A 14,185-nucleotide genomic window follows, 5' to 3' on the forward strand; every position below is an offset into this window, starting at 1 on the left:
TGGTTTTCCAATCAAATCAGGTCAAATTGGGCTTTGACCCTTATGTAGCAAGCGCTAGTAGCTATCGTTTTTATCAGTGGGCCAGGTGCAGGCCGCATTCGCGCTGTTCTTCGCCCTTGGTCGGGTCCACGTAGTCGAAGTTGTTGGGCAGGCCGTGGACCTCGCAGTACTGGTACAGGTCGCGGGACGACCAGTGCAGCAGCGGTGCCACCTTGATGAGGCCGTCGGGGTTGATGCTGACCGGCTCCATCTGGGCGCGCATGGCGCTGTCGGTGGCGCGCAGCGCGGTGAACCAGACCTGCGGCGCGGTCTCGCGCAGGGCGCGGGCAAAGGGCTCGAGCTTGACCTCTTCGGTGAAGGCGGCGTGGCGCGGATCATCCAGCGCGGGCGTGGGGCCTTCCACGGCCTCGCGGTGGGCGCGCGAGCGCAGCGGCAGGTAGATGCGCAGGTTGAGCTTGAGCTGCTTGGTCACCTCGTCGGCGAACTGGTAGGTGGCCTCGGTGTTGTAGCCGTTGTCCATCCAGATGACGGGCACATCGGGCTGCACCTGCGTGACCATGTGCAGGATCACTGCCTCGAACGGGCGGAAGTTGGTGGTGACGATGGCGTTCTTGCCCAGGCCCAGGGCCCATTTCACAAGGCCCGGGGCGTCGCGGCCCAGTTCGGCGTTGATGCGGGTGAGGTCGAGGGTGCTCATGCGGCCTCCTTGGCCGTATCGCTCGCGGTATCGCGGGCGAACAGCGGGCGGGGCTGCAGCGCATCGCCCTGGTAGAAGCCATGGTAACGGGCGAACTGGCGCTCGGCGGCGTCGGCGCTGAGGCCTTCGGCCAGCACGGCGCTGGTGAAGCCGCTGCGGGCCATCTGCACGAGCTGGTCAATCAGCACGTCGCCGGTGGCGCGGATGTCGCCGGTGAAGCCGTAGCGGCGGCGCAGCAGCACGGCCTGGCTGAAGGCGCGGCCATCGGTGAACTTGGGGAAGGAGAGCTCAATGCGCTCCACCCCTTGCAGCGCGCCGCTGGCGGCGATCTCGGGGAGCTCGGCGTCGTTGGCGATCTGCAGCGTCTTCAATTCGGCGTCGCTGGCGGGTACGGCGTTGGCAGCAATGATTTTCATGGCGTTCTTTTCGGAGGTCGGCTGCGGTTACTCGGCCAGGGCTTCTTCGGCCTGCTTGGGGTGGCGGGCGGCGTTGGCGGCGGCCTTGAACGGGTCGTGGCCGATGCGGCGCAGCGCGTCGATGAAGAACTCGCCGGGCTTGCGCAGCTCGCGGAAGGTGGTCAGCACGGCCTCGATCACGTCGGGCACTTCGGCCGCCGAGAACGAGGGGCCCACGGCCTTGCCGGCGATCGCCGGGCCCGAGAGGTTGGAGCCGTCGGCGCCGCCCAGCGTGATCTGGTACCACTCCTTGCCGTCCTTGTCGACGCCCAGGATGCCGATGTTGCCGCTGTGGTGGTGGCCGCAGCTGTTGATGCAGCCGCTCATGTGCAGGTCGATGGGGCCGAGGTCGAACACCTCGTCCAGGTCCTGGTAGCGCTCGGTCAGCGCCGCGGCGATGGGCAGCGAGCGGGCGTTGGCCAGCGCGCAGTAGTCGCCGCCGGGGCAGGCGATCATGTCGGTCAGCAGGCCGATGTTGGGCTGGGCCAGGCCCAGGGCGCGGGCGGCTTCGTACAGCGCCGGCAGGTCGGATGCGAACACCCAGGGCAGCATCAGGTTCTGGTCGTGCGTCAGGCGCGCCTCGCCGGCCGAGAACTGGTCGGCGAGCTGAGCCAGCGCGTCGATGGTGTCGGCCTCGGCATCGCCGGGCGCAAAGCCCACGCGCTTGAACGACAGCGTGACGGCGCGCATGCCCGAAAGGCGGTGGCCGCGCACGTTCTGCTGGACCCAGCGCTGGTAGAGCTGGCCGTCGGTATTGACGCTCGAAGGCAGGTTGGCGGGCTTGAGCTCGGGCACCACGAAGTTGGCGGTCACGCGGTCCAGTTCGGCCTGGGTGATGGTGTGCGGGGCGCCGTCCTGCTCCAGGATGGCTTGGTACTCGGCTTCCACCGCGTCGATGAACTTCTGGCCTTCGCTCTTGACGAGGATCTTGATGCGGGCCTTCCACTTGTTGTCGCGGCGGCCGTAGCCGTTGTAGACGCGCACCACGGCCTCGATGTAGTTGAGCAACTGGTCCCAGGGCAGGAACTCGCGCACCACCGAGCCGATGATGGGCGTGCGGCCCATGCCGCCGCCGACCTTGACGGTGAAGCCGACTTCGCCTGCGGCGTTCTTCTGGGCCTGCACGCCGATGTCGTACCAGCCGGTGGCGGCGCGGTCTTCGACGGAGCCGTTGAAGGCGATCTTGAACTTGCGCGGCAGGAAGGCGAACTCGGGGTGCAGCGTGCTCCACTGGCGCAGGATCTCGGCGAAGGGGCGCGTGTCGACGATGCCGTCCTCGGCGATGCCCTCGTAGGCCTCGCTGGTGATGTTGCGGATGGTGTTGCCGCTGGTCTGGATGCCGTGCATGTGCACGCTGGCCAGCAGGTCCATCACGTCGGCGGCCTTGGTGATCGGAATCCAGTTGAACTGCACGTTGGTGCGCGTGGTGAAGTGGCCGTAGCCGTACTTCAGCGGCGCGGCGGCCAGCGTCAGGCCGGGCTGGGCGGCCTGCAGCTGGTCCTGCGTGGACTGGGCGTGGGCCAGCAGCTCGGGGCTGGGCTTGTCGTAGTCGCGGGCGATGCGGGCCAGCATGCGCAGCTGGGTGCTGCTGATCTCGCCGTAGGGCACGGCGATGCGGGCCATGGGCGCGTAGCGCTGGATGTACCAGCCGTTCTGCAGGCGCAGCGGCAGCAGTTGCTCGTCGGTCAGCTCGCCGCGCTGCCAGCGTTCGAGCTGGTCGCGGAACTGCTGGGCGCGGAGTTGGACGAATTCACGGTCGAAGTCGGTGTATTGGTACATCGCAGGTGGGCTGTTCTCGGGGGATGCGATGTACTGTAGAGAATCTTTATATAAACTCAAACGAATTTTTTGGCTTGCATATATGTGTTTGAGTTATTTGAAAACCGCATATGCATGGACGCAATCCGCATGAGGCGCGGCTGCCGGCGTGCAGCGCGGTGTCAGGCGCAGCGGTCGCTGGCCAGGGCCTGTGCCAGTTCGTTCGGCAGCGGCAGCGGCTCGCCATGCAGGCGCGCGGCCAGCAGCTCGGCGCAGAGCAGGGCCCAGGTGAGGCCGCGCGAGCCCAGCGCGGTGTTGACCCACAGTTGCGGCCCGGCGGCCGGCACCGGGCCGACGACCGGCAGCCGGTCGGCCGAGGTGCAGCGCACCTGGGCCCAGACGGAGGCCTCCGCCATGCCCGGTGCGTAGCGCTGCGAGGCCGTGGGCAGCAGGGTCTGCAGCTTGGCCTGGTTCTCGGCGCGGGCGGCCTGCTGGTCGGCGGCCGTGGGCGGCAGCACGTCGCAGCCGCGCTCGAAGGTGGAGCCCATGATCCAGCCGGGCTCGCCGCCGTCGCGGGCAAAGCGCGGTATCCAACTGCCATGGCCATTGATGGGAAAGCTGGCGTCATCATTTTTGATAGCTGCTAGCGCTTGTCCCATAAGGACTTGACCCCGAATGGACCGTAAATCCATGCCGGCGGGCAGCCAGCGGCGCGAATGCGGGCCGGCGCAGACCACGACCAGGTCGGCCGAGGCCAGCAGCCGGCCGTCGGCGGCGCCGAGCTGCCATTCCTCATCTTCGGCCTGCCAGGCGATGCTGGCGACCGGGCTGTCGCCCTGGAAGCGGATGCCTTCGTGCGCCAGCAGCGCCCGCACCAGCCGGGCCGGGCGCAGCCAGCCGCCCTGGGGGTGCCAGAGGGCGTCATCGCCGGCGGGCAGCTCTGCCTGAGCCAGCACGGCTGCATCGGCCGGGCGGCTCCAGTCCAGCAGGGCGGCATCGTCCTGCCAGGCCTGCGGCAGCGCATGCGCGCCCTTGCCCAGGCGCCGCTCCAGCACGCCGGTGGGCTGCCAGTCGGTGCCGGGCTGCAGCAGCTGCTCGGCCCAGAAACGGGTGCAGCGCAGGCCGCTGCGGGTCAGGCGCGAGAGCACCGCGTCGTCGCGGCTGGTGTGCGGCGCGAAGATGCCGGCCGGCAGGCCGGACGCGCCCTGGGCGGGTTCGGCGGCGGCGTCCAGCACCGCGACCTGCCAGCCGCGCAGCGCCAGCTGCTGCGCCGTGGCAGCGCCCGCGATGCCGGCGCCGATGACGGCGCAGCGCCGCGTGGCGGGCAGGGGCGGGGCAGGCTGCGTCCACAGCGGTTTTCTGCGCGGCTGCCAGGCAGGGCTGAACACCGCCTGCAGGTTGTGGCGCTTGGGCGGAACGCCCTGGGCCTTGTGCACGGCAAAGCCGCACTGCTCCAGGTCGCGGCGGATCTCGCCGGCGGCGCACCAGGTCGAGAGCCGGGTGCCGGGGCGGCAGCAGCGCGCCACGGCCTTCAGGGTGTGCAGGCTCCAGATGTCGGGGTTCTTGGCGGGGCTGAAGCCGTCGAGGTAGACCGAGTCGGCCATCAGCTCGTGGTGGCGCAGGCTGCGCTGCGCATCGCCCACCAGCAGCGTCAGCTGTACGCGCCCACCGTCGAAGCGCAGCCGGTGCGTGCCGGGCAGCAGGCCCCAGCACTGGGCGGCCAGCAGTTCGCCCAGCGGCTGCAGTTGCGGATGCTGCGCGCAGTGGCGCAGCAGATCGGCAGGAGCCACGGGCCAGGCCTCGGTCGAGACGAAGTGCAGCAGCGCCGGCCGGGCGGGGTCTTGCCGCCAGGCATGCCAGGTGACGAGAAAGTTCAGCCCGAAGCCGAAGCCGGTTTCCAGCACCGTCCACTGCGGCTGGTTGGCCCAGGCCGCCGGCAGGCCGCAGCCCTGCAGGAAGACCTGCTCGGGTTGCGCCAGCCCCTGCGCGGCTTCGGTGTGGTAGCGGTCGCCAAAGCGCGGGCTGTAGGGCGTGCCGTCGGGCAGCCACTCGATGGGTTCAGCCATGGGCGGGCTCCAGGGCCGGCAGCGGCCGGGCGCGGGCCGTGACGTAGCGCAGCATGCCCACGAAGGCGATGGCGGCGCAGGCCAGCGCCACGGCGGCTCCGGCCCAGAAGGCGGCGGGCGAGCCGTGCAGCGCATTCGGGTGCGGGCCATAGGCGGCGACAAAGCCGCCGAACAGGCCCAGGCCCCACAGCAGCACGCAGTACACCGCCAGCGGCGCCAGCGTGATGCGGTAGCAGCGCAGCACGAAGATGCACACGGTCTGCACGCCGTCCGCCAGGTGGTACAGCGCGACCCAGGCCAGCAGCCCCGTGGCCAGCGCGACCACGGCCGGCGTCTCGGAATAGATGTCGGCCACCCACGGCCGTGCAAAAAAAAGAAGAGCGGCCAGCGCAAGCACCATGAGCGCTGCAGCCCGAATTCCTGTCCATGCCGTGGCGCGGGCCCGGGCCTCGTCGCCGGCGCCGCGCCACCAGCTCACGCGCGCGCTGACGGCAATGCCCACCGACAGCGGCACCATATAGAGCAGGGCCGCCACGTTGGCCGCGATCTGGTGCGCGCCCGAGGCGGCCGTGCCGATGCGGGCGATGAACAGCGCCATCAGCGTGAACGAGGTCACCTCCACCAGCACCGACAGCGCCGTGGGCACGCCCAGGCGCAGGAACTCGCGCAGCGTGGGACCGTGGGGCGCCTCCAGCCGGCGCCAGAGATGGAGCGGCGCGTACAGCGGCTGCGTGCGCAGCAGCCAGGCGCCCACCACGAACAGGAAGGCGGTGACCGCGAGCGTCGCCCAGGCGCAGCCGACCACGCCCATGGCCGGAAGGCCGAAGCCGCCGAAGGTGAACCAGACCGACAGCGGCAGCTTGACCAGCAGCGAGCACAGCTGCAGCCAGGTGACGAGCTGGGGCCGGCCCAGCGCCTGGTTGAGCGTGCTGAACACGCGGAACAGCAGCGCGCCCGGCAGGCTGAAGCCGACGATGGCCAGGTACTCGGCCACCAGCGGGCGCAGCTCCTGCGGGATCTCGGTGCGCCGCAGGATGGGATCGGGCCAGAACAGCACGGCCAGGCCCAGCACCGTCGCCGCGAAGCAGACATAGAGCGACTGGCGCAGCGACGGGCCCAGCTCGGCCAGCCGGCGGGCGCCATGCATCTCGGACCAGACCGGCAGCAGGGCCTGCAGCAGGCCCATCAGCGAGACATAGACGCTCACATAGATGGCCGAGCCCACCGACAGCGCGGCCAGCGCCAGCTCGGAATGGCGGCCGGCGACGATGGTGTCCACCACGCCAAAGCCCATCACCGCGATCTGCCCGGCGAACACCGTGCCCGCGTGCCGGGCCATGACGGAGAGGTCGCTGTCCTGCCGGGTGTCTGGGCTCATTTACGGCTGGCGCCGGTACAGCACGATGGCTGCATCGCGGTCGGTCGGGCGGCGCACGGCGGTGACTTCGCGCCAGCGTGCGTCGTCGGGGCGCAGGAAGGCATGGCCGTCCACCGAGATGGCCAGCCAGCGGCACTGCGCGGCGGCGGGGTCTTCGGCGCGCTCCAGCCGCCAGGGCTGCTCAGGGCGGTGCGTTTGCATCGCGACGATCTGGGCGCGGCTCAGGTCCTGGAAGGCGATGCAGGGGCTGCCGGCGCCCACGACCTGCTCCATCGCGGTCATCTGCGCGGTGTAGCTGCGGGCGAAGTCCAGCATGGGCAGCCACAGCGTCATCATCAAGATCCAGCTCAGCACCGTGCCGCCAGCGGGCAGCACCAGGCTGCGCCAGATCTCGGGCCGGTTGCGCTTGGCGCGCCAGTACACCAGCAGGCACCATGCGGCCGTGGCGGCCAGCGCGAAGAGCAGCGGCAGCAGCGAGAATTCGGCGACGAAGCCCGGCGCCAGCCGCTCCACGTTAGCGGCGGGCTTGGGCGGCACGCCGGTCTGCACCGAGATCCAGATCACCCAGATGGTGAGCGCCGCCACGCTGAAGAACAGCAGCGTGAACCAGTCGATCAGCGCGGCCATCGCGCGGCGGAAGGTCGGCAGCGCGAAGGCCGCCAGCGCCGCGAAGGCCGGCAGGCCGAGCAGCAGGGCACGGTCTGCCGGCACGGTGACCACGGTGTCGATCAGGGCCAGCAGGCCCAGCCAGATCGGCAGCCACAGGTGGCGGTGCAGGAAGTGGCGGTTGGCGATCTGGCGGCGCCAGATCCACAGCGACCACAGCGCCAGCGGCCAGGCCGGCCAGGCGAACCAGAGCACCAGCTCGAGGAAGTCGTGCGGCTTGCGGAATTCGGCAAAGGGCAGCAGCCGCCACTGCCATTGGTCGAAATAGGCTGCCAGCCCGCATGCAGCAAGCGCAAGGCATGCAAAAACAATAGCGGCAGTGCGCGTGGAGCGGCGCTGAGGCTCATCCACCGGCGCCAGTGCCAGCAGCAGCGCGGCGCCCAGTCCATACAGCAGCGCGAAGGTGGGCGCGCCGCTCAGGGCCAGCATGAACAGGCCCAGGGCCGCCGCGGCCAGGGCGCCGGCCAGGCGGCGCGGGATCGATGCCGCCGCGAAGAAGACGAAGGCCACCGCGGCGAGCTGCACCACATAGCTGCTGCTCTCGTGCGAGGGCTGGGCCAGGCCCAGGCAGGCGATCAGCGCCAGCAGGCCGCCGTCGGCCATGGCGCGGGCATAGTCCACCGCCCGGGCTTCGCCGCCGAAGGCGAACGCGACCGGGCCGGCGCCTGGGCTGCGGGCCAGGTAGTACACCGCGTACCAGGTCGCCATCAGCGCCAGCCACAGCAGCACGGCAAAGGGCAGGCGGCTGGCCAGCTCGGGGCCCATCAGCCCGCCCAGGGCCTGCATGGCCCAGGCGCTGAGCCAGTAGGGCAGCAGGCCCTCGGTGTCGGGCGACATGCCGAACAGCGTGGGCGCGAGCCACGAGGTCTCGCCGCGGCTGAGCGCCAGCCCGTAGCCGTAGGTGGTGATGTCGAGGCTCTTCCACGGCGCGCGCCCCAGGAAGCCCGGCAGCACGTAGGCGAAGCACAGCAGCAGCAATAGCAGCCGGGGCAGCGGACGCACGGCGCTTTGCGGGACGATGGCGGGGGTCGGGTAGTTCACGCGGTGAAGGCGCTCAGGAAAAGGGGACCGGGACGGCCCAACAAAAAAAGGCAGAACGCTATGAACGAACTGCCTTTTTGAAGCTTTTGCAGCCTGCGGCACACCTGCTGGCAGGCATGCCACACGACTATCACCTCATTACTTCTTGCCGAAGCGATTGCGGAAGCGCTCGACGCGGCCGCCCATGTTGTCCACGGACTTCTGCGTGCCGGTGTAGAAGGGGTGCGACTCGGACGAGGTGTCCAGCTTGAACAGCGGGTATTCCTTGCCTTCGAAGGTCTCATTTTCCTTCGTGTTCACGCACGAGCGGGTCACGAACTTGAAACCGTTGGACAGGTCCACGAACAGGACTTCGCGGTAGTTGGGGTGAATGCCTTCTCTCATGATCTTCCTTGCCAAGTGCGGGAGCCGTGCAGAACCCGGCGCAACCTTTGCGCCGCATGAAAATTCCACATACTTTCCGCAGAAAAAAGCTCTCTATTATTGCATATCAGCCGCCGCGGCGCATCATGTCGAAGAATTCGCTGTTGTTCTTCGTCGCCTTCATGCTCTTGATGACCATTTCCATGGCCTCGATCTCGTCCATGTTGTACATGAACTGGCGCAGGATGCGGGTCTTCTGCAGGATCTCGGGCGACAGCAGCAGTTCCTCGCGGCGCGTGCCGCTTTTGTTCAGCTCGATGGCCGGGAACACGCGCTTTTCATACAGGCGGCGGTTCAAGTGCAGTTCGCTGTTGCCGGTGCCCTTGAATTCCTCGAAGATCACCTCGTCCATGCGGCTGCCGGTATCGACCAGCGCGGTGGCGATGATCGTGAGCGAGCCGCCTTCTTCCACCTTGCGCGCCGCGCCGAAGAAGCGCTTGGGACGCTGCAGCGCGTTGGAGTCGACACCGCCCGACAGCACCTTGCCCGATGAGGGCACGACGTTGTTGTAGGCGCGGGCCAAGCGGGTGATGGAGTCCAGCAGGATGACCACGTCCTTGCCCAGCTCCACCAGGCGCTTGGCGCGCTCGATCACCATTTCGGCCACGTGCACGTGGCGCGCGGCGGGTTCGTCGAAGGTGGAGGCGATGATCTCGCCCTTGACCGAGCGCTGCATCTCGGTCACTTCCTCGGGGCGCTCGTCCACCAGCAGCACCATCATGTGCACGTCGGGGTGGTTGGCGGTGATGGCATGGGCGATGCTCTGCATCATCATGGTCTTGCCGCTCTTGGGCGGCGCGACGATCAGCGCGCGCTGGCCGCGGCCGATGGGAGCGACGATGTCGATGATGCGGCTGGTGATGTTCTCTTCGCCCTTGAAGTTGTCGCGTTCCAGGCGCATCTGCTCCTTGGGGAACAGCGGCGTCAGGTTCTCGAACATCACCTTGTGCTTGTTCTGCTCGGGCGGGCCGCCGTTGACCTTGTCGAGCTTGGTGAGGGCAAAGTAGCGCTCGCCGTCCTTGGGCGTGCGCACCTCGCCTTCGATCATGTCGCCGGTGTGCAGGTTGAAGCGGCGCACCTGGCTGGGCGAAATGTAGATGTCGTCGGTGCTGGCGGTGAAACTCGTGTCGAGGCTGCGCAGGAAACCGAAGCCGTCGGGCAGGATTTCCAGCACGCCGTCGGCAAACACCTGTTCCCCGGCCTTGGCGCGCTTCTTGATGATGGCAAACATCAGTTCCTGTTTGCGCATGCGGCCGACGTTGTCGATCTCAAGCTCTTCGGCTTGCTTGAGGACTTCAGACACGTGCAGTGCCTTGAGTTCGTTTAAGTGCATCAATAGACTCCTGCCAGGAGTGACGACAGAAATGGGAAGGAATGGAGAAGGGCGGGCAGCCTGGGGCTGCATTTGATTGCGAGAATCGCAAAGCCCGGATGATCAGTGGTGATCTTGGGAAGGCAGATCGATGATCTAGCCAAATATTATAGACACTAAATCGCCAATGGCCCGCCTGTGCAGTGGCGGCGGTTCGAAAAAATGTCGTTATCGTGAATATCGCCCACGCGGCGGGGGAGGAGTAAGGGCGGAGCCGCCTGCCAGGCAGGGCCTGCGGGGCGGCTCCGGGAGGGCGTCAGGCGAGCTGCTCGTCCAGGAAGGCGACCAGTTGCGACTTGTTCAGTGCACCCACCTTGGTGGCGGCCAACTGGCCGTTCTTGAACAGCATCAGCGTGGGAATGCCGCGGATGCCGAACTTGGCCGAGATGGCGCGGTTCTCGTCGACGTTCACCTTGGCGATCTGCAGGCGGCCCTGGTAGGTGGTGGCCGCTTCTTCCAGCACGGGGGCGATCATCTTGCAGGGGCCGCACCACTCAGCCCAGAAATCCACGAGCACATTGGTGTTGGGTTGCAGCACATCGGCTTCAAAAGTCGTTTCGCTGGTGTGCTTGATCAGAGAGTCCGTCATGAAAGAGTCCTTTTCTCGATGAGAGATAGCCTGCAATTGCGGCCATTGTGACAGAAACCAAGGGTCTGCTCTTCGAACATTGCTATGGTGGCGATAGCTTTGCGCGGCCTGAATCAGCGCACAATATCGCCCCCGTGACACCTATTGGATTGAGCATGCACACAGCCCCCGTTTCCTTGCAGCACTGCCGCGTCGCCATCGTCGGCGCGGGCCCGGCGGGCCTGATGGCGGCCGACGAGCTGGCGCGGCACGGCGTGGCCTGCGACGTCTTCGACGCCATGCCGTCGGCGGGCCGCAAGTTCCTGCTGGCGGGCATAGGCGGGCTGAACCTGACGCATTCGGAGGACCTGGCGGCGTTCGTGCAGCGCTTTGGCGCGCGCGAGCCGCAGGTGGCTGGCTGGCTGGCCGATTTCGGCCCGGCGCAGCTGCGCGAATGGAGCGCTGCGTTGGGCATCGAGACCTTCGTCGGCACCTCGGGCCGGGTCTTCCCCAAGGAAATGAAGGCGGCGCCCCTGCTGCGAGCCTGGCTCTCGCGGCTGCGCGGCGCGGGCGTGCGGATGCACATGCGCCACCGCTGGACGGGCTGGGACGAGGCCGGCGCGTTGCAGTTCGACACGCCGCAGGGCCCGGTGCAGGTGCAGCCGCAGGCCACCCTGCTGGCGCTGGGTGGCGCGAGCTGGCCCAAGCTGGGCTCGGATGGCAGCTGGGTGCCAGCGCTGGAGCAGCGGGGCGTGCGGGTGGCGGCGCTGCAGCCGGCCAACTGCGGCTTCGACGTGGGTTGGTCGCCGTACTTTGCCGACAAGTTTGCCGGCCAGCCGCTCAAGTCGGTGGCGATGTCCTTCGTCGACGCGCAGGGCCGGGCCTGGCAGCGCAAGGGCGAATTCGTGGCCACGCGCACCGGCGTGGAAGGCAGCCTGGTCTATGCGTTGTCGGCTGCGCTGCGCGACACGATCGCAACGCAGGGACGGGCACTGTTCTTCCTGGACCTGCTGCCGGACTGGACGGCTGAACGCGTGGCTGCCGAGGTGGCGCACCCGCGCGGCTCGCGCAGCCTCAGCAGCCACCTCAAGAGCCGGCTCAAGCTCGATGGCGTCAAGGCTGCGCTGCTGTTCGAGGTATTGGGCAAGGGCGGCATGCAGGATGCGGCGCTGCTGGCCCGCGCGATCAAGGCCCTGCCGCTGACGGTGGTGGCGCCGCGCCCGGTGGACGAGGCCATCAGCACTGCGGGCGGCGTGGCCTTCGATGCACTGGACGGCAAGCTCATGAGCGCAGCGGTGCCGGGCCTGTTCTGCGCGGGCGAGATGCTGGACTGGGAGGCCCCCACCGGCGGCTACCTGCTGACAGCCTGCATGGCCAGCGGCGTGCGCGCGGCGCGCGGGATGGTGGAATACCTGGGGAAGTCGGCCGCCTGAAGAAGCTCAGGGGCGCTGGAGAATGACGGGTGACGAGCCTTACCCTCGGCACTGGATTCACAGTTAGGGCTGCTTGGTTCCCCACCTGACCCGGTTGGCCGCTTCACCATGCGAGGAGGCCCGTCGGGTTCGGATTCTACCCAAAGAAACATGACCGCCCGGCCATCATCACCTTAATTTCTGTGTGGCGGCGAGGCCGTAGAATGCCCGGCTATGTCTTATCTCGTACTCGCCCGCAAGTACCGGCCCCGCAATTTTTCGGAAATGGTGGGGCAGGAGCATGTCGTGCAGGCGCTTACCAATGCGCTCACCCAGCAGCGCCTGCACCATGCCTACCTGTTCACCGGCACGCGCGGCGTGGGCAAGACCACGGTCTCGCGCATCCTGGCCAAGTCGCTGAACTGCACCGGGCCGGACGGGCAGGGCTCCATCACCGCCAGCCCCTGCGGCGTGTGCGCGGCCTGCACCGACATCGACAGCGGCCGCTTTCCCGACTACACCGAGCTGGATGCGGCCTCGAACCGCGGCGTCGACGAGGTGCAGGGCCTGCTGGAGCAGGCGGTCTACAAGCCGGTGCAGGGGCGCTTCAAGGTCTTCATGATCGACGAAGTGCACATGCTGACGAACACGGCCTTCAACGCCATGCTCAAGACGCTGGAGGAGCCGCCCGAATACCTCAAGTTCGTGCTCGCCACGACCGATCCGCAGAAGGTGCCGGTCACCGTGCTGTCGCGCTGCCTGCAGTTCAACCTGCGGCCGATGGCGCCCGAGACGGTGCTGCAGCACCTGACGGCGGTGCTGGATAAGGAAGCCATCCCCGCCGAGCCGCAGGCGCTGCGCCTGCTGGCCCGCGCCGCGCGCGGCTCGATGCGCGATGCGCTGTCGCTCACCGACCAGGCCATCGCCTTCGGCGCCGGTCAGTTGCAGGAAGCCGGCGTGCGCCAGATGCTGGGCAGCGTGGACAGCAGCTATGTCTACCGCTGCATCGACGCCCTGGCGCAGGGCGATGGCGCCGCGCTGGTGGACATCGTCGACACGCTGCGCCTGCAGGGGCTGTCGGCCGCCGCCACGCTCGAGGACATGGCCACCAGCCTGCAGCGCATGGCGGTGTTCCAGGCCGTGCCCGACAAGGCGCGTGCCGCGATGGATTCCACCGACCCCGACGAGGCCGAGCTGCTGCGGCTGTCGCAGGCGATGGCGTCGGACGAGACGCAGCTGCTCTACAGCATCTGCCTGCACGGGCGCGGCGAACTGGGGCTGGCCCCCGACGAATACGCCGCGCTGACCATGACGCTGCTGCGCCTGCTGGCCTTCAAGCCCGCGGACGCACTGGCTGAAAAAAAAACACCATCTGACGGCGTAGCCGCGCTTGCAGATTCCAGGAAAAAACCGGCTCCAGCGCAGATTCCACCTGCGCCAGCAGCTCCGGTAGTTGTAGCAAAAAGCCCGCCGCCCGCCGCTCCGCTGGTGGTGCAGCCGGCGCCTGCGCCCGCCGTGCAAGCGGCGCCTGCGCCCGAGGCCGCGAGCGTCCCGCCGGCGCTGAAGCTGCCGGTGCGCACGCCCGAAGACCTGATCCCTTCGCGCCCTGTGGCGCCTGCCGCTGCGGTGCCTGCCGTGGCCGAAGCGCAGCCGCCTGCGCCCGAAGAGCCAGACGAGGAAGCGACCTACGAGGCTGAAGGCGACGACGAGGCCCAGGACAGCCCGCCGCCCTACGATGGCCCGCCCGACGAGGCCTACTGGGACGGCGCCTATGGCGACGATGCACCGCCGCAGAAAGCTCCGGCGCAGCACGCGGCCGACGCCGCCCTGGTGGAGCTGCCCGTGCAGGAGCCGGAGCTCTCGCCGTACGACCGGCCCACGCCGGGCGCGGGCGACTCCATGGTGCGCGTGCCGGCCGAATTCACGCCGTCGCCGGAAGGCGACTTCTGGCATGCCACGGTGCAGAAGCTGGTGGCGGAGGAGGCGATCACCGCCGTCACCCGCCAGCTTGCGCTGCGCTCGCAGCTCATGGCGCGCGAGGGCGACTGCTGGCGCCTGCAGGTCGATCTGGAGTCGCTGGCGCAGCCGGCCACGGTGGAGCGCCTGCGCACCGCGCTGGTGGCGGCCGGCCTGGCCGGGCGCATCGAAGTCGCGCGCGGGCCGGTCAGCGACTGCCCGGCGCGGCGCAATGCCCATGCGGCCCAGCTGCGCCAGCGCGCCGCCGAGGCGCTGGTGCAGGGCGACCCGTACGTGCGCTCGCTGGTGGAGCAATTTGGCGCGAAAATAGTGCCCGGTAGCATCCAGCCCGTGTGATGCAGCTATAGATTTTTTTTCCCCAATCTCAAGGAT

Annotated in this window: 11 protein-coding genes and 1 other RNA gene; 2 read left to right on the top strand and 10 right to left on the bottom strand. The window is 68.3% G+C overall.

Annotated elements, in window-relative coordinates:
• Positions 1-73: 73 nt before the first annotated feature.
• The 9 genes from ACYVKR_RS13925 to trxA form a co-directional block, all read right to left on the bottom strand.
• Complete coding sequence (locus ACYVKR_RS13925; RefSeq protein WP_460481514.1) at positions 74-697, bottom strand: adenine nucleotide alpha hydrolase family protein; 624 nt, start codon at positions 695-697, stop codon at positions 74-76.
• Positions 694-1,113 carry a DUF934 domain-containing protein gene (locus tag ACYVKR_RS13930; RefSeq protein WP_460481515.1) on the bottom strand — a complete coding sequence of 140 codons (420 nt, stop codon included), beginning with the start codon at positions 1,111-1,113 and terminating at the stop codon, positions 694-696. The genes ACYVKR_RS13925 and ACYVKR_RS13930 overlap by 4 nt, the downstream gene beginning before the upstream one ends.
• Before the next feature lie 27 nt (positions 1,114-1,140).
• A complete protein-coding gene (locus ACYVKR_RS13935; protein WP_460481516.1) occupies positions 1,141-2,931 on the bottom strand; it encodes a nitrite/sulfite reductase in 1,791 nt (596 codons plus the stop codon).
• Positions 2,932-3,092: 161 nt separating this feature from the next.
• Positions 3,093-4,976 carry an MnmC family protein gene (mnmC, locus tag ACYVKR_RS13940; RefSeq protein WP_460481517.1) on the bottom strand — a complete coding sequence of 628 codons (1,884 nt, stop codon included), beginning with the start codon at positions 4,974-4,976 and terminating at the stop codon, positions 3,093-3,095.
• The gene (locus ACYVKR_RS13945; RefSeq protein ID WP_460481518.1) at positions 4,969-6,354 is read right to left on the bottom strand and encodes an MATE family efflux transporter; all 1,386 of its coding nucleotides are present in this window, start codon (positions 6,352-6,354) and stop codon (positions 4,969-4,971) included. The genes mnmC and ACYVKR_RS13945 overlap by 8 nt, the downstream gene beginning before the upstream one ends.
• Positions 6,355-8,061 (bottom strand): hypothetical protein, encoded by a 1,707-nt coding sequence (locus tag ACYVKR_RS13950; RefSeq protein ID WP_460481519.1) that lies wholly within the window; start codon positions 8,059-8,061, stop codon positions 6,355-6,357.
• Between the two features lie 138 nt (positions 8,062-8,199).
• Positions 8,200-8,445 (bottom strand): 50S ribosomal protein L31, encoded by a 246-nt coding sequence (locus ACYVKR_RS13955; protein WP_460481520.1) that lies wholly within the window; start codon positions 8,443-8,445, stop codon positions 8,200-8,202.
• Positions 8,446-8,551: 106 nt separating this feature from the next.
• Complete coding sequence (rho, locus tag ACYVKR_RS13960; protein WP_460481521.1) at positions 8,552-9,817, bottom strand: transcription termination factor Rho; 1,266 nt, start codon at positions 9,815-9,817, stop codon at positions 8,552-8,554.
• 295 nt (positions 9,818-10,112) lie between these two features.
• Positions 10,113-10,445 carry a thioredoxin family protein gene (gene trxA / locus ACYVKR_RS13965; protein ID WP_460481522.1) on the bottom strand — a complete coding sequence of 111 codons (333 nt, stop codon included), beginning with the start codon at positions 10,443-10,445 and terminating at the stop codon, positions 10,113-10,115.
• A 155-nt stretch (positions 10,446-10,600) separates the two neighbouring features.
• Between trxA and ACYVKR_RS13970 the strand changes: the two genes are divergently transcribed.
• Positions 10,601-11,857 carry a Rossmann-fold NAD(P)-binding domain-containing protein gene (locus tag ACYVKR_RS13970; RefSeq protein ID WP_460481523.1) on the top strand — a complete coding sequence of 419 codons (1,257 nt, stop codon included), beginning with the start codon at positions 10,601-10,603 and terminating at the stop codon, positions 11,855-11,857.
• Positions 11,858-11,885: 28 nt separating this feature from the next.
• Here the strand turns inward: ACYVKR_RS13970 and ffs are convergent.
• Positions 11,886-11,982: signal recognition particle sRNA small type (gene ffs / locus ACYVKR_RS13975), an RNA gene on the bottom strand.
• An 88-nt stretch (positions 11,983-12,070) separates the two neighbouring features.
• Here ffs and dnaX point away from each other — a divergent pair.
• A complete protein-coding gene (gene dnaX, locus ACYVKR_RS13980; RefSeq protein ID WP_460481524.1) occupies positions 12,071-14,149 on the top strand; it encodes a DNA polymerase III subunit gamma/tau in 2,079 nt (692 codons plus the stop codon).
• Positions 14,150-14,185: the final 36 nt, after the last annotated feature.

Source organism: Comamonas humi (assembly GCF_054782535.1).